This is a genomic window from Kitasatospora sp. NEAU-CNBT7, from assembly GCF_057220535.1.
Window position 1 is genome coordinate 156,904 of sequence record NZ_JBXQQB010000008.1, and the last position, 16,085, is coordinate 172,988.

Annotated in this window: 26 protein-coding genes; all 26 read left to right on the plus strand. The window is 67.6% G+C overall.

Going from position 1 to position 16,085, the window contains the following annotated elements; genetic code table 11:
* Positions 1–420 (plus strand): 50S ribosomal protein L16, encoded by a 420-nt coding sequence (gene rplP / locus AC2TEW_RS13710; protein ID WP_033824227.1) that lies wholly within the window; start codon positions 1–3, stop codon positions 418–420.
* The gene (gene rpmC, locus AC2TEW_RS13715) at positions 420–644 is read left to right on the plus strand and encodes a 50S ribosomal protein L29 (protein ID WP_030393300.1); all 225 of its coding nucleotides are present in this window, start codon (positions 420–422) and stop codon (positions 642–644) included. The genes rplP and rpmC overlap by 1 nt, the downstream gene beginning before the upstream one ends.
* On the plus strand, positions 644–916 hold the full coding sequence (gene rpsQ, locus AC2TEW_RS13720; RefSeq protein ID WP_033824226.1) for a 30S ribosomal protein S17: 273 nt from the start codon (positions 644–646) through the stop codon (positions 914–916). Before rpmC ends, rpsQ begins: the two co-directional genes overlap by 1 nt.
* Positions 917–1,015: 99 nt before the next feature.
* Positions 1,016–1,387: a 50S ribosomal protein L14 gene (gene rplN / locus AC2TEW_RS13725; protein WP_030263487.1), complete on the plus strand. Its 372-nt coding sequence runs from the start codon at positions 1,016–1,018 to the stop codon at positions 1,385–1,387.
* 15 nt (positions 1,388–1,402) lie between these two features.
* The gene (rplX, locus tag AC2TEW_RS13730; RefSeq protein ID WP_030055828.1) at positions 1,403–1,714 is read left to right on the plus strand and encodes a 50S ribosomal protein L24; all 312 of its coding nucleotides are present in this window, start codon (positions 1,403–1,405) and stop codon (positions 1,712–1,714) included.
* Complete coding sequence (gene rplE, locus AC2TEW_RS13735) at positions 1,714–2,283, plus strand: 50S ribosomal protein L5 (protein WP_033824225.1); 570 nt, start codon at positions 1,714–1,716, stop codon at positions 2,281–2,283. Before rplX ends, rplE begins: the two co-directional genes overlap by 1 nt.
* A gap of 2 nt (positions 2,284–2,285) precedes the next feature.
* On the plus strand, positions 2,286–2,471 hold the full coding sequence (locus AC2TEW_RS13740; RefSeq protein ID WP_030263476.1) for a type Z 30S ribosomal protein S14: 186 nt from the start codon (positions 2,286–2,288) through the stop codon (positions 2,469–2,471).
* 267 nt (positions 2,472–2,738) lie between these two features.
* Positions 2,739–3,146, plus strand: coding sequence for a 30S ribosomal protein S8 (gene rpsH, locus AC2TEW_RS13745; RefSeq protein WP_033824224.1), 408 nt, complete (start codon positions 2,739–2,741; stop codon positions 3,144–3,146).
* 22 nt (positions 3,147–3,168) lie between these two features.
* Complete coding sequence (gene rplF / locus AC2TEW_RS13750; RefSeq protein ID WP_033824223.1) at positions 3,169–3,708, plus strand: 50S ribosomal protein L6; 540 nt, start codon at positions 3,169–3,171, stop codon at positions 3,706–3,708.
* 3 nt (positions 3,709–3,711) lie between these two features.
* Positions 3,712–4,095, plus strand: coding sequence for a 50S ribosomal protein L18 (gene rplR, locus AC2TEW_RS13755; protein ID WP_035981611.1), 384 nt, complete (start codon positions 3,712–3,714; stop codon positions 4,093–4,095).
* A gap of 49 nt (positions 4,096–4,144) precedes the next feature.
* Positions 4,145–4,768 (plus strand): 30S ribosomal protein S5, encoded by a 624-nt coding sequence (gene rpsE, locus AC2TEW_RS13760; RefSeq protein ID WP_033824222.1) that lies wholly within the window; start codon positions 4,145–4,147, stop codon positions 4,766–4,768.
* The gene (gene rpmD, locus AC2TEW_RS13765) at positions 4,768–4,950 is read left to right on the plus strand and encodes a 50S ribosomal protein L30 (protein ID WP_033824221.1); all 183 of its coding nucleotides are present in this window, start codon (positions 4,768–4,770) and stop codon (positions 4,948–4,950) included. The genes rpsE and rpmD overlap by 1 nt, the downstream gene beginning before the upstream one ends.
* A 1-nt stretch (position 4,951) precedes the next feature.
* Positions 4,952–5,404 carry a 50S ribosomal protein L15 gene (gene rplO / locus AC2TEW_RS13770; RefSeq protein WP_035981609.1) on the plus strand — a complete coding sequence of 151 codons (453 nt, stop codon included), beginning with the start codon at positions 4,952–4,954 and terminating at the stop codon, positions 5,402–5,404.
* A gap of 282 nt (positions 5,405–5,686) precedes the next feature.
* Positions 5,687–6,994: a preprotein translocase subunit SecY gene (secY, locus tag AC2TEW_RS13775; protein WP_484623633.1), complete on the plus strand. Its 1,308-nt coding sequence runs from the start codon at positions 5,687–5,689 to the stop codon at positions 6,992–6,994.
* On the plus strand, positions 6,994–7,653 hold the full coding sequence (locus tag AC2TEW_RS13780) for an adenylate kinase (protein ID WP_033824219.1): 660 nt from the start codon (positions 6,994–6,996) through the stop codon (positions 7,651–7,653). Before secY ends, AC2TEW_RS13780 begins: the two co-directional genes overlap by 1 nt.
* Before the next feature lie 137 nt (positions 7,654–7,790).
* On the plus strand, positions 7,791–8,627 hold the full coding sequence (gene map / locus AC2TEW_RS13785) for a type I methionyl aminopeptidase (protein WP_484623634.1): 837 nt from the start codon (positions 7,791–7,793) through the stop codon (positions 8,625–8,627).
* Positions 8,628–8,746: 119 nt separating this feature from the next.
* Positions 8,747–9,172, plus strand: a complete 426-nt coding sequence (gene mscL / locus AC2TEW_RS13790) for a large conductance mechanosensitive channel protein MscL (RefSeq protein ID WP_484623635.1) — start codon at positions 8,747–8,749, stop codon at positions 9,170–9,172.
* A gap of 175 nt (positions 9,173–9,347) precedes the next feature.
* Entirely contained in the window at positions 9,348–9,569 is a 222-nt protein-coding gene (gene infA, locus AC2TEW_RS13795) for a translation initiation factor IF-1 (RefSeq protein ID WP_003956442.1), read from the plus strand.
* 35 nt (positions 9,570–9,604) lie between these two features.
* Positions 9,605–9,718 (plus strand): 50S ribosomal protein L36, encoded by a 114-nt coding sequence (gene rpmJ / locus AC2TEW_RS13800; protein WP_003956441.1) that lies wholly within the window; start codon positions 9,605–9,607, stop codon positions 9,716–9,718.
* 180 nt (positions 9,719–9,898) lie between these two features.
* Positions 9,899–10,279: a 30S ribosomal protein S13 gene (rpsM, locus tag AC2TEW_RS13805; protein ID WP_033824216.1), complete on the plus strand. Its 381-nt coding sequence runs from the start codon at positions 9,899–9,901 to the stop codon at positions 10,277–10,279.
* A 72-nt stretch (positions 10,280–10,351) separates the two neighbouring features.
* A complete protein-coding gene (rpsK, locus tag AC2TEW_RS13810) occupies positions 10,352–10,759 on the plus strand; it encodes a 30S ribosomal protein S11 (RefSeq protein WP_014136257.1) in 408 nt (135 codons plus the stop codon).
* A gap of 281 nt (positions 10,760–11,040) precedes the next feature.
* Entirely contained in the window at positions 11,041–12,063 is a 1,023-nt protein-coding gene (locus AC2TEW_RS13815; protein ID WP_033824215.1) for a DNA-directed RNA polymerase subunit alpha, read from the plus strand.
* Positions 12,064–12,193: 130 nt separating this feature from the next.
* Positions 12,194–12,667 carry a 50S ribosomal protein L17 gene (gene rplQ / locus AC2TEW_RS13820; RefSeq protein WP_033824214.1) on the plus strand — a complete coding sequence of 158 codons (474 nt, stop codon included), beginning with the start codon at positions 12,194–12,196 and terminating at the stop codon, positions 12,665–12,667.
* Between the two features lie 84 nt (positions 12,668–12,751).
* Positions 12,752–13,663 (plus strand): tRNA pseudouridine(38-40) synthase TruA, encoded by a 912-nt coding sequence (gene truA / locus AC2TEW_RS13825; RefSeq protein ID WP_484623636.1) that lies wholly within the window; start codon positions 12,752–12,754, stop codon positions 13,661–13,663.
* Positions 13,664–13,724: 61 nt separating this feature from the next.
* The gene (locus AC2TEW_RS13830) at positions 13,725–15,389 is read left to right on the plus strand and encodes an ABC-F family ATP-binding cassette domain-containing protein (protein ID WP_484623637.1); all 1,665 of its coding nucleotides are present in this window, start codon (positions 13,725–13,727) and stop codon (positions 15,387–15,389) included.
* 237 nt (positions 15,390–15,626) lie between these two features.
* Positions 15,627–16,070 (plus strand): 50S ribosomal protein L13, encoded by a 444-nt coding sequence (gene rplM / locus AC2TEW_RS13835; RefSeq protein ID WP_033824211.1) that lies wholly within the window; start codon positions 15,627–15,629, stop codon positions 16,068–16,070.
* Positions 16,071–16,085: the final 15 nt, after the last annotated feature.

Below are 16,085 nucleotides of genomic sequence, written 5' to 3' on the forward strand. Positions count from 1 at the left end.
ATGCTGATCCCTCGTAGGGTCAAGCACCGCAAGCAGCACCACCCCAAGCGCCGTGGCGCTGCCAAGGGTGGCACCGAGCTCGCGTTCGGCGAGTACGGCATCCAGGCCGTCACCCCGGCCTACGTGACGAACCGTCAGATCGAGTCCGCTCGTATCGCGATCACCCGTCACATCCGCCGTGGTGGCAAGGTCTGGATCAACATCTACCCGGACCGCCCGCTCACCAAGAAGCCGGCCGAGACCCGCATGGGTTCCGGTAAGGGTTCGCCCGAGTGGTGGATCGCGAACGTGCACCCGGGTCGGGTCATGTTCGAGCTGTCGTACCCCAACGAGAAGGTGGCTCGTGAGGCGCTGACCCGCGCAGCTCACAAGCTCCCGATGAAGTGCCGGATTGTCCGGCGCGAGGCAGGTGAGAGCTGATGTCGGCCGGCACCAAGGCTGCTGAGCTGCGCGAGCTGGACAACGAGGGTCTCGTTGCCAAGCTCCGCGAGGCCAAGGAGGAGCTGTTCAACCTCCGCTTCCAGGCGGCGACCGGGCAGCTCGACAACCACGGACGGCTCAAGCTCGTCCGTAAGGACATCGCGCGGATCTACACCCTGATGCGCGAGCGCGAGCTGGGCATCGAGACGGTGGAGAGCGCCTGATGACTGAGAACACCAACGAGACGCGCGGTTTCCGCAAGACCCGTGAGGGTCTCGTCGTCAGCGACAAGATGGACAAGACCGTCGTCGTCGCCGTCGAGGACCGCGTCAAGCACGCTCTGTACGGCAAGGTCATCCGCCGTACGAACAAGCTGAAGGCGCACGACGAGCAGAACGCTTGCGGCATCGGCGACCGGGTCCTCCTGATGGAGACCCGCCCGCTGTCCGCGACGAAGCGCTGGCGCGTCGTCGAGATCCTCGAGAAGGCCAAGTAACGAAGCCGATGTGGTACGGCCGTATGTGCTCGATGTCGAGAGACGATCGAGTGAGCAGCGGCCGGCCCGTCGACTCTCGTTGACGATCAGGAGAAAGCTGTGATCCAGCAGGAGTCGCGACTGCGCGTCGCCGACAACACTGGTGCCAAGGAGATCCTTTGCATCCGTGTTCTCGGTGGCTCCGGTCGCCGCTACGCCGGTATCGGGGACGTCATCGTCGCCACCGTCAAGGACGCGATCCCCGGCGGTTCGGTGAAGAAGGGTGACGTCGTCAAGTGCGTCATCGTTCGCACCGTCAAGGAGCGTCGTCGTCCGGATGGCTCGTACATCCGTTTCGACGAGAACGCTGCGGTCGTTCTGAAGAACACCGACGGTGACCCCCGTGGCACCCGCATCTTCGGCCCGGTGGGCCGCGAGCTGCGTGACAAGAAGTTCATGAAGATCATCTCGCTGGCGCCGGAGGTGCTCTAACCCATGGCGAACAGCATGAAGATCAAGAAGGGTGACCTGGTTCAGGTCATCACCGGCAAGGACCGCGGCAAGCAGGGCAAGGTCATCCAGGCCATGCCCGCCGAGAACAAGGTCCTCGTCGAGGGTGTGAACCGGGTCAAGAAGCACACCAAGCCGGGCCCGGGCACCCAGGGTGGCATCGTCACCGTCGAGGCTCCCGTGCACGTCTCCAACGTCCAGCTGGTCGTTGAGAAGGACGGCAAGAAGGTCGTCACCCGCGTTGGTTACCGCTTCGACGACGAGGGCAACAAGATCCGCGTTGCCAAGCGGACCGGTGAGGACATCTGATGTCTGAGACGACTGTTGAGAAGGTGGCCCCCCGCCTCAAGGAGCGTTACAACTCCGAGATCAAGGGCCAGCTGCACGAGCAGTTCTCGTACGAGAACGTCATGCTGATCCCCGGCCTGGTCAAGGTCGTGGTCAACATGGGTGTCGGCGAGGCGGCCCGTGACAGCAAGCTGATCGAGGGCGCGATCAAGGACCTGACCGCGATCACCGGCCAGAAGCCGGCCGTGACCAAGGCCCGCAAGTCCATCGCGCAGTTCAAGCTGCGCGAGGGCCAGCCGATCGGCGCCCACGTCACCCTCCGTGGTGACCGCATGTGGGAGTTCGTGGACCGTCTGGTGTCGCTGGCGCTGCCGCGTATCCGTGACTTCCGCGGCCTCTCGCCCAAGCAGTTCGACGGCCGTGGCAACTACACCTTCGGTCTCACCGAGCAGGTCATGTTCCACGAGATCGACCAGGACAAGGTCGACCGTCAGCGCGGTATGGACATCACCGTCGTGACCACCGCTCAGACCGACGATGAAGGCCGGGCGCTGCTGCGTGCCCTGGGCTTCCCGTTCAAGGAGGCGTGAGCATGGCGAAGAAGGCCCTGATCGCAAAGGCCGAGCGCAAGCCGAAGTTCGGCGTGCGGGCCTACACCCGTTGCCAGCGGTGCGGTCGTCCGCACTCTGTCTACCGCAAGTTCGGCCTGTGCCGTGTGTGCCTCCGTGAGATGGCGCACCGCGGCGAGCTGCCGGGTGTGACCAAGAGCTCCTGGTAATCCGGGCGCGCTAGGCACACAGCTACGCGACGCAGTGGTGCCCGGCCCCCCACTTTTGGGTCTCCGTTCGGAATCCCGTAAGGTGGTGGGGTCGGGCCCCCTGCCGCGGCATCTCCTATAGGTGCTCGCGGCTCTCTCACGAGGGCTCGCACCCAGTCTTACTACGCCGCAAGTCCCCTGCGCTTGTGCCCCTTTCGCACTCTTTTGCGAGTGCGCGGAGGGGGACCTGGCGCGGAGAAACTGTGGCGAGAGAGGCCTGAGGCCATCATGACCATGACCGACCCCATCGCAGACATGCTCACGCGTCTGCGTAACGCGAACTCGGCGTACCACGACACCGTGGCGATGCCGGCCAGCAAGATCAAGGCGCACGTCGCCGAGATCCTGCAGCAGGAGGGGTACATCTCCTCCTACAAGGTTGAGGAGCCGGTTGAGGGCGAGGTCGGCAAGAAGCTGACCATCGAGCTCAAGTTCGGCCCGAACCGTGAGCGCTCCATTGCCGGCATCAAGCGCATCAGCAAGCCGGGTCTGCGTGTTTACGCAAAGTCCACCAACCTGCCGAAGGTGCTCGGCGGCCTGGGCGTGGCGATCATCTCCACGTCCTCGGGTCTCCTCACCGACAAGCAGGCCGCCAAGAAGGGCGTAGGCGGAGAAGTTCTCGCCTACGTCTGGTAATTCGGGAAACGGAGGTACAGCAATGTCTCGCATTGGACGGCTGCCCATCCCGGTTCCCGCCGGCGTGGACGTCACCATCGATGGCCGCGAGGTGTCGGTGAAGGGCCCCAAGGGCTCCCTCACCCACGTCGTCGCCGCGCCGATCGAGATCGGCAAGGGCGAGGACGGCACTCTGCTCGTCTCCCGCCCGAACGACGAGCGTCAGTCGAAGGCCCTGCACGGCCTGTCGCGGACGCTGGTGGCGAACATGATCACCGGCGTGACCGCGGGCTACCGCAAGTCGCTGGAGATCAGCGGTGTTGGTTACCGAGTCGCTGCGAAGGGCTCCGCCATGGAGTTCCAGCTCGGCTACAGCCACCCGATCCTGATCGAGGCCCCGGAGGGCATCTCCTTCGTGGTCGAGTCGCCCACCAAGTTCCACGTGGACGGGATCGACAAGCAGCTGGTCGGCGAGGTTTCGGCCAAGATCCGCAAGCTGCGCAAGCCTGACCCGTACAAGGCCAAGGGCGTCAAGTACGCGGGCGAGGTCATCCGCCGCAAGGTCGGAAAGAGTGGTAAGTAAGCGATGAGCGTCTCTGTCAAGATCGGCAAGGGCAACGCCTACAAGAACGCCGCCCGCAAGCGCCGCGCCATCCGCGTTCGCAAGCGCGTCGTCGGCACCGAGGTGCGTCCGCGCCTCGTTGTGACGCGCTCGAACCGTCACATGGTCGCCCAGGTCATCGACGACGCCAAGGGTCACACCCTGGCGTCGGCGTCCACCCTCGACGTGTCCATCCGTGGCAACGAGGGCGACAAGACCGAGCTGGCCAAGAAGGTCGGAAGCCTGGTCGCCGAGCGCGCCAAGGCCGCCGGCATCGAGTCGGTCGTCTTCGACCGCGCGGGCAACCGGTACGCCGGCCGCATCGCCGCCCTGGCGGACGCGGCCCGTGAGGCCGGGCTCGACTTCTAAGCCCGCTCGTCGGCCTAGTCGACGGACGTAATCGAGAGAGGTAATTCCAATGGCTGGACCCCAGCGCCGCGGTAGCGGCGCCGGCGGCGGCACCGGCGGTGGCGAGCGGCGTGACCGTAAGCGTGACGACCGGGGCAACGCTCCCGCCGTCGAGAAGACCGCTTACGTTGAGCGCGTCGTAGCGATCAACCGTGTCGCCAAGGTTGTCAAGGGTGGTCGTCGTTTCAGCTTCACCGCGCTGGTCGTGGTGGGCGACGGTGACGGCACCGTGGGTGTCGGATACGGCAAGGCGAAGGAGGTTCCGGCCGCCATCGCCAAGGGCGTTGAGGAGGCCAAGAAGAACTTCTTCAAGGTCCCCCGTATCCAGGGCACCATCCCGCACCCGATCCAGGGCGAGAAGGCCGCCGGCGTCGTGCTGCTGAAGCCGGCGTCCCCCGGTACCGGTGTTATCGCCGGTGGCCCGGTGCGTGCCGTCCTGGAGTGCGCCGGCGTTCACGACATCCTGTCGAAGTCGCTCGGCTCGGACAACGCGATCAACATCGTGCACGCCACCGTGGCTGCTCTGAAGGGCCTCGTGCGCCCCGAGGAGATCGCCGCCCGCCGTGGCCTGCCGCTGGAGGACGTGGCTCCCGCCGCTCTGCTGCGGGCGCGTGCTGCTGGGGTGAGCGCCTGATGGCTCGCCTCAAGATCACGCAGACCAAGTCCTACATCGGTAGCAAGCAGAACCACCGTGAAACCCTTCGTTCGCTTGGTCTCAAGCGGATGAACGACGTGGTCGTGAAGGAGGACCGTCCCGAGATCCGCGGGATGGCCCAGACTGTCCGTCACCTCGTCACGGTCGAGGAGGTTGACTGACATGGCGGACAATCCGCTGAAGGTCCACAACCTGAAGCCTGCCCCGGGTGCCAAGACCGCCAAGATCCGTGTGGGTCGTGGTGAGGGTTCCAAGGGTAAGACCGCAGGTCGTGGTACCAAGGGCACCAAGGCCCGCTACCAGGTTCCGCAGCGCTTCGAGGGTGGCCAGATGCCCCTCCACATGCGCCTGCCGAAGCTGAAGGGCTTCAAGAACCCGGCCCACAAGCAGTTCCAGGTCGTGAACCTGGACAAGCTGGCCGAGCTCTACCCGCAGGGTGGCGAGGTCACCGTGGCCGACCTGGTCGCGAAGGGCGCCGTTCGCAAGAACGAGCTCGTCAAGGTCCTCGGCCAGGGCGACATCGCGGTGGCGCTGCAGGTGACGGTCGACGCCGTCTCCGGCTCCGCGGCCGAGAAGATCACCGCCGCCGGCGGCACCGTCACCGAGCTCCTCTGAGCCTGCTGACCACCGAGCCCCGCACTTCCCGAAAGGGGGGTGCGGGGCTCGCTGTATTTGTGGGCGAATTGTGTGCCAAAACCGGGCAAGCCGTCCCCCGTCAGTGGTGGAGCGGCGGCTCAAGCTTCTGCCTGATGCCCGTGCACTGTTAGAGTCCGTGGAGTTCCCTTGTACGCTGGCGCCAGGCTTGCCTGTGCCGGCCCCTACCGGGGCTCGCAATCCACTCTCCCCATTCAGGACCGACCCTCCCGCCGACGATGTGCGGGAGGCGCAGGAGGCACCGTGCTCAGTGCGTTCGCGCGGGCGTTCCAGACGCCCGACCTGCGCAAGAAGCTGCTGTTCACGCTGGGCATCATGGTGCTGTTCAGGGCGGGCGCGCACATTCCCGTACCGGGCGTCAACTTTGTCGCCGTGAACCAGTGTCTGCAGGACAAGCCGGGCGGCCTGTTCGCCCTGGTGAACCTCTTCAGTGGTAACGCGCTGCTCCAGCTGACGATCTTCGCGCTCGGGATCATGCCGTACATCACGGCCAGCATCATCCTCCAGCTCCTGACCGTGGTGATCCCGCGGCTCGAGGCGCTGAAGAAGGAGGGGCAGGCCGGTACCGCGAAGATCACCCAGTACACCCGCTACCTGACCATCGCGCTCGCCGTGCTCCAGGGCACCGGCATCGTCGCGACGGCCTCCAGCGGCGCCCTGTTCAGTGGCTGCGCCTACGCCGACCAGGTCGTGCCGGACCAGTCCGTCTTCCGGATCGCCACCATGGTGATCGTGATGACCGCCGGCACCACGGTGATCATGTGGCTCGGCGAGCTGATCACCGACCGCGGCATCGGCAACGGCATGTCCATCCTGATCTTCACCTCGATCGCGGCCGGCTTCCCCGGTTCGATGTGGGCGATCAAGCAGTCCGGCACCATCGGCGGCGGCTGGGTCGAGTTCTTCGCGGTCATCGCGGTCGGCATCGTCGTGGTCGGCCTGGTCATCTTCGTGGAGCAGGCCCAGCGCCGGATCCCGGTGCAGTACGCGAAGCGCATGATCGGCCGGAAGGCGTTCGGCGGGACCTCGACCTACATCCCGCTCAAGGTCAACCAGGCGGGTGTGATCCCGGTCATCTTCGCGTCCTCGCTGCTCTACATCCCGGCGCTGGTGGTCCAGCTCACCAACAGCCAGGCCGGCTGGGCGACCTGGATCCGGACCAACTTCGTCAAGGGCGACCACCCGATCTACATGGTCACGTACTTCGTGCTGATCGTGTTCTTCGCCTTCTTCTACGTGGCCATCTCCTTCAACCCCGAAGAAGTTGCCGACAATATGAAGAAGTATGGTGGGTTCATCCCGGGTATCCGGGCCGGCCGACCGACGGCCGAGTACCTGAACTACGTGCTCACCCGTATCACGTGGCCGGGTTCGCTCTACCTGGGTCTGATCGCGTTGATCCCGATGATCGCCCTGGTCGCCTTCGGACAGCAGACCAACTTCCCGTTCGGCGGCACCAGCGTCCTCATCGTCGTCGGCGTGGGCCTCGAAACTGTCAAGCAGATCGAGAGCCAACTCCAGCAGCGTAACTACGAAGGGTTCCTCCGCTGATGCGAATCGTCCTCGTCGGGCCTCCCGGGGCCGGGAAGGGTACTCAGGCGCACGTCCTGGCCAAGACCCTGTCCATCCCGCACATCTCCACCGGAGACCTGTTCCGCGCCAACATCAGCCAGGGCACCCCGCTGGGGCTCGAGGCCAAGGCGTACATGAACGAGGGCCGTCTGGTACCGGACGAGGTCACCATCGGGATGGCCAAGGACCGGATGCTCCAGGCGGACGCCGCGGGCGGCTTCCTGCTCGACGGCTTCCCGCGGAACATCGGCCAGGCCAAGGCCCTGGACGAGTTCCTGGCCGAGCAGGCCATCTCCCTGGACGGCGTGCTGGACCTGGAGGTGCCGGAGGACGAGGTCGTCAACCGGATCGCCGGTCGCCGGCTCTGCCGCAACGACGGGGGCCACGTCTACCACGTGGTCTACAACCCGTCGAAGGAGGAGGGCGTCTGCGACGAGTGCGGCGGCGAGCTGTACCAGCGTCCGGACGACACCGAGGACAAGGTGCGGACCCGGCTGGAGGTCTACCACACGGAGACCGAGCCGATCATCGACTACTACGCGCAGCAGGGCCTGCTGGTGACCATCCCGGCCCTCGGCAAGGTGGACGAGGTCACCGCGCGGGCGATCGCCGCGCTGGAGAAGAACAAGGACGCCTGAGCGTCCTCGCAGGGCCAGTGAGACGGCCGGGGCGCCCCGCACGGGGCGCCCCGGCCGTTTGCGGCGTCGTACGGTGGTAGGTGCACGGCCGCCCGGCAAGGACCGGGTGCGCGACGAACAGTGGAAGGCGTGACCGGATGGTGGAGATCAAGACCCCCGAGCAGATCGCGAAGATGCGGACGGCCGGGCTGGTCGTCGCCGAAGCGCTCAAGGCCTGCCGGGAGGCGGTCGCCCCGGGTGTGACCACCCAGGAGCTCAACGACATCGCGGCGAAGGTGATCGCCGACCACGGCGCCACCTCGAACTTCCGCGCGCACCACGGCGGTCTGTGGTTCCCGGGCGTGATCTGCGCCTCGGTGAACAACGAGGTGGTCCACGGCATCCCCGGCGAGCGGGTGCTCCAGGAGGGCGACCTGATCTCGATCGACTGCGGCGCGATCGTGGACGGCTGGCACGGCGACGCCGCCATCACCGTCCCGGTCGGCGAGGTCAAGCCGGAGCACGCCCTGCTGAGCCGGGTGACCGAGGGCTCGATGTGGGCCGGCATCGCCCAGATGAAGAAGGGCAACCGGCTGGTCGACGTCTCCCGCGCGATCGAGGGCTACATCCGCCGCCAGCCGCTGCCGCCCAAGGGCAAGTGGGGCATCACCGAGGGGTACGGCGGCCACGGCATCGGCACCGCGATGCACATGGAGCCGCACGTGCTGAACTACGTGGCCGGCCGCGGCAAGGGCCCCAAGCTGATCCCGGGCACCGTGCTGGCGATCGAGCCGATGGTGGGCCTCGGCACGCCGCACACCACGGTGCTGGAGGACGACTGGACGGTCGTCACCGACGACGGCACCTGGGCCTCGCACTGGGAGCACTCGGTCGCCGTCACCGAGCAGGGCCCGCTGGTGCTGACCGCCTTCGACGGCGGCCGGGCCGAACTCGCCAAGCTGGGCATCACCGCAGCTCCGGACCCGCTGGCCTGACCGGTGCGGCGTCAGGGCCTGGAGGCTTCTGCCTCCAGGCCCTTTGTCCTATTTTGACACTGGCGGACTTTTCGCTAGGCTCCGGCGTTTGACGGCCACCACAACACAAGGGGCGAGCAGTGCTCAAGGGCTTCCGCGACTTCATGATGCGCGGCAACGTGATCGACATGGCGGTCGGTGTCGTCATCGGTGCCGCCTTCACCGGTGTCGTGACCGGCTTCGTGTCCGCGTTCCTCACCCCGCTGGTCGGTGTGGTGGTCGGCGCGGCCGGCGACTTCAGCAGCTACCGGTTCACCGTGGCCGGGGTCACCTTCCCGTACGGGCAGTTCCTGAACGTGCTGATCGCGTTCGTGATGACCGCCGCGGTGCTGTACTTCTGCGTGGTGCTGCCGGTCACCAAGGCGAGCGCCCGGTACCTGCCGAAGAAGCCGAAGACCCCGAAGCGCCCCTGCCCGGAGTGCCTGACCGAGATCCCGCAGGCGGCCCGCCGCTGTGCCTCCTGCACCGCGGTGGTCGAGCCGATGGTGGCGGGCGTCACGTACTGAGCGTGACCGGTCGGCATCGTTTTGGCGTCGGGTTGCTGCCTGACGTAGACTGATGCGTCGGCTCACTCGTAGCGTGCTTCGGCACGCCCTCTTCCCGTGAGGGTTGGGGTGGACCCAGGCTCGCACGAGCGTGCCGCATGCGGTAGCCGGCCCCGGAAGGTGGATCTCGCAGTTCATGGCAAAGAAGCAAGGCGCCATTGAGATCGAGGGCACCGTGATCGAGTCTCTTCCGAACGCCATGTTCAAGGTCGAGCTGCAGAACGGTCACAAGGTCCTCGCGCACATCAGCGGCAAGATGCGGATGCACTACATCCGTATCCTCCCGGACGACCGGGTTGTCGTGGAGCTCAGCCCTTACGACCTGACTCGCGGCCGGATCGTCTACCGGTACAAGTAAGAACCTGTCAGATCTAGACCCGGAGAACCTGAACCATGAAGGTCAAGCCGAGCGTCAAGAAGATCTGCGACAAGTGCAAGGTGATCCGCCGTCACGGCCGGGTCATGGTGATCTGCGACAACCTGCGCCACAAGCAGCGCCAGGGCTGATCTCTCCCCAGCATTTCTCGTAGTACTTCGCGCGACGCGCACAACGTCATAACGCGGGCTGCCCGATCCGTCCCCCTCGCGGGACGGACTGCCACCCCCGGTCAGAGGCCGGGGCTCCCTCGCCGAGAGGTGTTGGAGTAGGTACCCCGTAAGACCTCTGAAGAACCACAGGAGCCATGAATGGCACGCCTCGCCGGCGTTGATCTCCCCCGTGAGAAGCGGATCGAGATCGCCCTTACCTACGTCTACGGCATCGGCCGTACCCGCGCCCAGCAGACGCTGGCCGAGACCGGTGTGAGCCCGGACGTCCGCGTCCGCGACATCTCCGAGGACGACCTCGTCAAGCTGCGCGAGTACATCGACGCCAACTACAAGGTCGAGGGTGACCTCCGCCGTGAGGTGGCCGCCGACATCCGCCGCAAGGTCGAGATCGGCTGCTACGAGGGTCTGCGTCACCGCCGTGGCCTGCCCGTCCGCGGTCAGCGCACCCACACCAACGCGCGTACCCGCAAGGGCCCGCGTCGCGCGATTGCCGGCAAGAAGAAGCCGGGCAAGAAGTAGTCCGTCCCGTAACCGGACATCCCTCCGGCCCGCGGGTTAGCGGACCGACCACCTCAGTAGGAGAACAGACTTATGCCCCCCAAGGGTCGTCAGGCTGCCGGCGCGAAGAAGATCCGCCGCAAGGAGAAGAAGAACGTCGCTCACGGGCACGCCCACATCAAGAGCACGTTCAACAACACCATCGTTTCGATCACCGACCCCTCGGGCAACGTGATCTCCTGGGCCTCTGCCGGCCACGTCGGCTTCAAGGGCTCGCGCAAGTCCACCCCGTTCGCCGCGCAGATGGCCGCCGAGGCCGCCGCGCGTCGTGCGCAGGAGCACGGCATGCGCAAGGTCGACGTCTTCGTGAAGGGTCCGGGCTCCGGCCGCGAGACCGCGATCCGTTCGCTCCAGGCCACCGGCCTGGAGGTCGGCTCGATCCAGGACGTCACCCCCACCCCGCACAACGGCTGCCGTCCGCCGAAGCGCCGCCGCGTCTGACGCAGCTTTCCCCGCCTCGCCTCCGGGCGCTCTCGATCCGAGATCGACGTTCGCCCTCCTTGCCCGGCAACGGGCAGGAGGGGCCCACACGTCGGCGCTCCTGCGTCGCTTGTCGTTCGTCCCTTTCGATCTCGGCGCGCCCTTCGGCTCGGCGGGAGCGCCTTCGGGCACGCGGGTGCTTTAAACCTCGTACGGGGTCCCGTTTCGCGCGGGACCCCGTACGCTTGGTTCTGTTCGGCATCAAATAGTGGGTGCCGAAGACAACTGGAGGATCTGAAAACATGCTGATCGCTCAGCGTCCCTCGCTGACCGAAGAGGTCGTCGACGAATTCCGCTCCCGGTTCGTGATCGAGCCGCTGGAGCCGGGCTTCGGCTACACCCTCGGCAACTCGCTCCGCCGTACGCTCCTCTCCTCGATCCCCGGCGCTGCTGTCACCAGCATCCGGATCGACGGTGTCCTGCACGAGTTCACCACCGTGCCGGGCGTCAAGGAGGACGTCACCGACCTCATCCTCAACATCAAGCAGCTGGTCGTCTCCTCGGAGCACGACGAGCCGGTCGTGATGTACCTGCGCAAGCAGGGCCCGGGTGTGGTCACCGCCGCCGACATCGCGCCCCCGGCCGGTGTCGAGGTGCACAACCCCGAGCTGGTCCTCGCCACCCTGAACGGCAAGGGCAAGCTGGAGATGGAGCTGACCGTCGAGCGCGGTCGCGGCTACGTCTCCGCGGTCCAGAACAAGGCCTCCGGCCAGGAGATCGGCCGGATCCCGGTCGACTCGATCTACAGCCCCGTGCTGAAGGTCACCTACAAGGTCGAGGCCACCCGTGTCGAGCAGCGGACCGACTTCGACAAGCTGATCGTCGACGTCGAGACCAAGCCCGCCATGCGCCCGCGTGACGCCATGGCCTCGGCCGGCAAGACCCTGGTCGAGCTGTTCGGTCTCGCCCGCGAGCTGAACGTCGACGCCGAGGGCATCGACATGGGCCCGTCCCCGACGGACGCCGCCCTGGCCGCCGACCTGGCGCTGCCGATCGAGGAGCTGGAGCTCACCGTTCGGTCGTACAACTGCCTCAAGCGCGAGGGCATCCACACCGTGGGTGAGCTCGTCGCCCGCTCCGAGGCCGACCTGCTCGACATCCGCAACTTCGGTGCGAAGTCGATCGACGAGGTCAAGGCGAAGCTGGCCGGCATGGGCCTGGCCCTCAAGGACAGCCCGCCCGGATTCGACCCGACCGCCGCCGCCGACGCCTTCGGCGCCGACGACCTGGACGACGCGGGTTACGCGGAGACCGAGCAGTACTAAGAGTTTGGGACGGGGGCGGCCCCTCGCGGACCGCCCCCGCTTCAATGCACACAAGCCGTCCGGGCAACAGTGCCCGGCCGCCCGCTGCGGTACCTGACACGGCCGCAGTCGGAGATTCAAGGAGTAATCCATGCCGCGTCCCACCAAGGGTGCCCGCCTCGGCGGCGGCCCGCACCACGAGCCGCTGCTGCTCGCCGGTCTGTGCCGGGAGCTGTTCCAGTACGGCCGCATCACCACGACCGAGGCCAAGGCCCGTCGGATGCGCCCGCTGGCGGAGAAGCTGATCACCAAGGCGAAGAAGGGCGACATCCACAACCGTCGCCTGGTGCGCAAGACCATCACCGACGTCTCGGTGCTGCACACCCTCTTCACCGAGATCGCGCCGCGCTACGAGAACCGCCCGGGTGGCTACACCCGCATCACCAAGATCGGTCCCCGTCGTGGCGACAACGCCCCGATGGCCGTGATCGAGCTGGTCGAGGGCCTGACCGTCGCGCAGACCGCCGTCGGCGAGGCCGAGGGCGCCACCAAGCGCGCCGTCAAGGAGGCCGACCAGGCCGCCGAGGCGAAGGCCGACGAGACCACTGAGGTCGAGAACGCCTGACACCGCCAGGTGTGATTCCGGGCCCGTTCTCCCAGCGATGGGGGAGCGGGCCCGTTTCCTGTCCGGATCTGGGGAGATTCAGCAGTGCTCAAGGATTGCGAGCAGGCGCCGCAGGCGTCGCAGCAGCAGGACGGCCCGGCCGAGGGCCACGTCCGGATCCGGCTCGACCTGGCGTACCACGGCGGTGAGTTCTCCGGCTGGGCGCGGCAGCCCGGGCGGCGCACGGTGCAGGGCGAGATCGAGGACGCGCTGCGGATCGTCACCCGCAGCGAACGGACCTACGACCTGACCGTGGCCGGCCGGACCGACGCCGGGGTGCACGCCCGCGGCCAGGTCGCCCACGTCGACCTGCCGCAGGAGCTGTGGGCCGGGCACGGCGAGAAGCTGCTTCGACGGCTGGCCGGCCGGCTGCCCGCGGACATCCGGATCTTCCGGGTGGGCGAGGCGCCGAGCGGCTTCGACGCCCGGTTCGCGGCGATCTGGCGCCGGTACGCCTACCGGGTCGCCGACCACCCCGGCGGGGTGGACCCACTGCTGCGCGGCCACGTGCTCTGGCACGACCGCCCGGTGGACATCGAGAAGATGAACGAGGCGGCCCGGCTGCTGGTCGGCGAGCACGACTTCGCCGCGTACTGCAAGAAGCGCGAGGGCGCCACCACCATCCGCACCCTGCTGGAGCTGCGCTGGGACCGGGTGCCGGTGGACGGCTACGCCACCCAGGAGGGCAGCCTCGCGGTGGCCACCGTCCGGGCCGACGCCTTCTGCCACAACATGGTGCGGGCGCTGGTCGGCGCGATGCTGCTGGTCGGCGACGGGCACCGGCCGGTGGAGTTCCCCGGCGAGGTGCTGCGCGGCGGGGTGCGCAACTCCGCGGTCAACGTGATCCGGCCGTACGGGCTGACGCTGGAGGAGGTCGGCTACCCCGCCGACGACCAGCTGGCGGAGCGCAACCGGGCGGCCCGGCGGATGCGGACGCTGCCCGGCACCGAGGGCTGATCCGGGTCCGACGAGCTAATCCGTTTGGGCCCACGGCCCCCGGCTTGGCACAATCCGGACCATGGGACACGTCGAGATTTCGCACCTGGAGTACTACCTGCCGGACGGACGGGTGCTGTTCGACGACGCGTCCTTCCGGGTCGGTGAGGGCGCCGCGGTCGCCCTGGTCGGCGCCAACGGCGCCGGCAAGACCACCCTGCTGCGCATGATCGCGGGCGACGTGCAGCCGCACGGCGGCACCGTCACGGTCAGCGGCGGCCTCGGCGTGATGCGGCAGTTCGTCGGCACCACCGGCCGCGAGGACCTGCGCGAGACGCCCGGCGCGCTGCCGGCCGACGCCTCGGTGCGGGACCTGCTGGTCTCCGTCGCCCCGCAGCGGATCGCGGTCGCCGCCCGGGCGGTGGACGCCGCCGAGCTGGCGATGATGGCGCAGGAGGACGAGAAGACCCAGATGGCGTACGCCCAGGCGCTGTCCGACTGGGCGGACGTCGGCGGGTACGACTACGAGACCGACTGGGACGTCTGCACCACGGCGGCGCTCGGGATGCCCTTCGACCGGGCGCAGTTCCGCGGGCTGAACACGCTCTCCGGCGGCGAGCAGAAGCGCCTGGTGCTGGAGTCGCTGCTGCGCGGCCCGGACGAGGTGCTGCTGCTCGACGAGCCGGACAACTACCTGGACGTGCCCGGCAAGCGCTGGCTGGAGGAGGCCATCAAGGCCAGCTCCAAGACCGTGCTGTTCATCTCGCACGACCGCGAGCTGCTGTCCCGCGCCGCCGACAAGATCATCAGTGTCGAGGCCGGCTTCGGCGGCGGCGGCAGCAGCGTCTGGGTGCACGGCGGCGGCTTCGAGTCCTTCCACGAGGCCCGCAAGGAGCGCTTCGCCCGCTTCGAGGAGCTCGGCCGCCGCTGGGACGAGGAGCACGCCAAGCTGAAGAAGCTGGTGGTCAACCTGCGCCAGGCGGCCTCGGTCAGCCACGCGCTGGCCACCCGCTACGCGGCCGCGCAGACCCGGCTGAAGAAGTTCGAGGAGGCCGGCCGCCCGGAGGAGCCGCCGCGCGAGCAGTCGATCACCATGCGGCTCAAGGGCGGCCGCACCGGCGTGCGGGCGCTCACCCTGGAGGGCCTGGAGCTGACCGGCCTGATGAAGCCCTTCGACCTGGAGGTCTTCTACGGCGAGCGGGTCGCGGTGCTCGGCTCCAACGGCTCCGGCAAGTCGCACTTCCTGCGGATGCTGGCCGGCGACGGGACGGTGAAGCACTCCGGTACCTGGAAGCTCGGCGCCCGGGTGGTGCCCGGCCACTTCCGGCAGACCCACGCCCACCCCGAGCTGTTCGGCCGCACCGTGCGCTCGATCGTGGAGGAGGAGCACGCGCTCAGCCGCGGCGCCGCGATGGGCGTGCTGCGCCGCTACGAGCTGGACCGGCAGGAGGAGCAGAAGTTCGAGTCGCTCTCCGGCGGCCAGCAGGCCCGGCTGATGATCCTCAAGCTGGAGCTGTCCGGCGTCACCGCGCTGCTGCTGGACGAGCCGACCGACAACCTGGACCTGGAGAGCGCGGAGGCGCTGCAGGAGGGGCTGGAGTCGTTCGACGGGACCGTGCTGTGCGTCACCCACGACCGCTGGTTCGCCCGCAGCTTCGACCGCTTCCTGGTGTTCGGTTCGGACGGGCGGGTCTACGAGGCGCCGGAGCCGGTCTGGGACGAGACCCGGGTGGTGCGGGAGCGCTGAGCGGGGCGCCGGCCGGGGCGCCGGGCGTTTTTGACCCGTGCGTGCCGGGCCGGTAGTCTGGGCCCTTGTTGTGCGTATTGGCTCGCTCCATCTCACGTGAGAGGTCGGTACGCCGGAGACACCAGGCCGATGTTCAGCGGCCCTCCTCTGAATTGCGTCCAGAGCGGGCAAGGCTGATCTCCTCGTCCAGCGTGCTCCTGTCAAGGACACACTCACTGAAAAGCGAAGGCTACGACCGTGCGTACGTACAGCCCCAAGCCCGGCGACGTCCAGCGTCAGTGGCACGTCATCGACGCGAACGACGTCGTGCTCGGCCGCCTGGCCTCCCAGGCCGCCTCCATCCTGCGAGGCAAGCACAAGGCGATCTACGCGCCGCACGTTGACACCGGTGACTTCGTCATCATCATCAACGCTGACAAGGTGCACCTCTCGGGTAACAAGAAGACCCAGAAGCTGGCGTACCGCCACAGCGGCTTCCCGGGCGGTCTCCGCTCGGTCCGCTACGACGAGCTGCTCGACAAGAACCCCGAGAAGGCCGTCGAGAAGGCCATCAAGGGCATGCTCCCCAAGAACAGCCTGGGCCGCCAGATGCTCTCCAAGCTGAAGGTCTACTCGGGCGACCAGCACCCGCACGCTGCGCAGCAGCCGGTGCCGTTCGAGATCACCCAGGTCGCGCAGTAATTCCGGCCACCCAAC

Excerpts from the sequence above, each read along its gene's own strand:
- rplP (WP_033824227.1), top strand. The coding sequence starts at position 1 with ATGCTGATCCCTCGTAGGGTCAAGCACCGCAAGCAGCACCACCCCAAG.
- rpmC (WP_030393300.1), top strand. The coding sequence starts at position 420 with ATGTCGGCCGGCACCAAGGCTGCTGAGCTGCGCGAGCTGGACAACGAG.
- rpsQ (WP_033824226.1), top strand. The coding sequence starts at position 644 with ATGACTGAGAACACCAACGAGACGCGCGGTTTCCGCAAGACCCGTGAG.
- rplX (WP_030055828.1), top strand. The coding sequence starts at position 1,403 with ATGAAGATCAAGAAGGGTGACCTGGTTCAGGTCATCACCGGCAAGGAC.
- rplE (WP_033824225.1), top strand. The coding sequence starts at position 1,714 with ATGTCTGAGACGACTGTTGAGAAGGTGGCCCCCCGCCTCAAGGAGCGT.
- AC2TEW_RS13740 (WP_030263476.1), top strand. The coding sequence starts at position 2,286 with ATGGCGAAGAAGGCCCTGATCGCAAAGGCCGAGCGCAAGCCGAAGTTC.
- rpsH (WP_033824224.1), top strand. The coding sequence starts at position 2,739 with ATGACCATGACCGACCCCATCGCAGACATGCTCACGCGTCTGCGTAAC.
- rplF (WP_033824223.1), top strand. The coding sequence starts at position 3,169 with ATGTCTCGCATTGGACGGCTGCCCATCCCGGTTCCCGCCGGCGTGGAC.
- rplR (WP_035981611.1), top strand. The coding sequence starts at position 3,712 with ATGAGCGTCTCTGTCAAGATCGGCAAGGGCAACGCCTACAAGAACGCC.
- rpsE (WP_033824222.1), top strand. The coding sequence starts at position 4,145 with ATGGCTGGACCCCAGCGCCGCGGTAGCGGCGCCGGCGGCGGCACCGGC.
- rpmD (WP_033824221.1), top strand. The coding sequence starts at position 4,768 with ATGGCTCGCCTCAAGATCACGCAGACCAAGTCCTACATCGGTAGCAAG.
- rplO (WP_035981609.1), top strand. The coding sequence starts at position 4,952 with ATGGCGGACAATCCGCTGAAGGTCCACAACCTGAAGCCTGCCCCGGGT.
- AC2TEW_RS13780 (WP_033824219.1), top strand. The coding sequence starts at position 6,994 with ATGCGAATCGTCCTCGTCGGGCCTCCCGGGGCCGGGAAGGGTACTCAG.
- map (WP_484623634.1), top strand. The coding sequence starts at position 7,791 with ATGGTGGAGATCAAGACCCCCGAGCAGATCGCGAAGATGCGGACGGCC.
- infA (WP_003956442.1), top strand. The coding sequence starts at position 9,348 with ATGGCAAAGAAGCAAGGCGCCATTGAGATCGAGGGCACCGTGATCGAG.
- rpmJ (WP_003956441.1), top strand. The coding sequence starts at position 9,605 with ATGAAGGTCAAGCCGAGCGTCAAGAAGATCTGCGACAAGTGCAAGGTG.
- rpsM (WP_033824216.1), top strand. The coding sequence starts at position 9,899 with ATGGCACGCCTCGCCGGCGTTGATCTCCCCCGTGAGAAGCGGATCGAG.
- rpsK (WP_014136257.1), top strand. The coding sequence starts at position 10,352 with ATGCCCCCCAAGGGTCGTCAGGCTGCCGGCGCGAAGAAGATCCGCCGC.
- AC2TEW_RS13815 (WP_033824215.1), top strand. The coding sequence starts at position 11,041 with ATGCTGATCGCTCAGCGTCCCTCGCTGACCGAAGAGGTCGTCGACGAA.
- rplQ (WP_033824214.1), top strand. The coding sequence starts at position 12,194 with ATGCCGCGTCCCACCAAGGGTGCCCGCCTCGGCGGCGGCCCGCACCAC.
- AC2TEW_RS13830 (WP_484623637.1), top strand. The coding sequence starts at position 13,725 with ATGGGACACGTCGAGATTTCGCACCTGGAGTACTACCTGCCGGACGGA.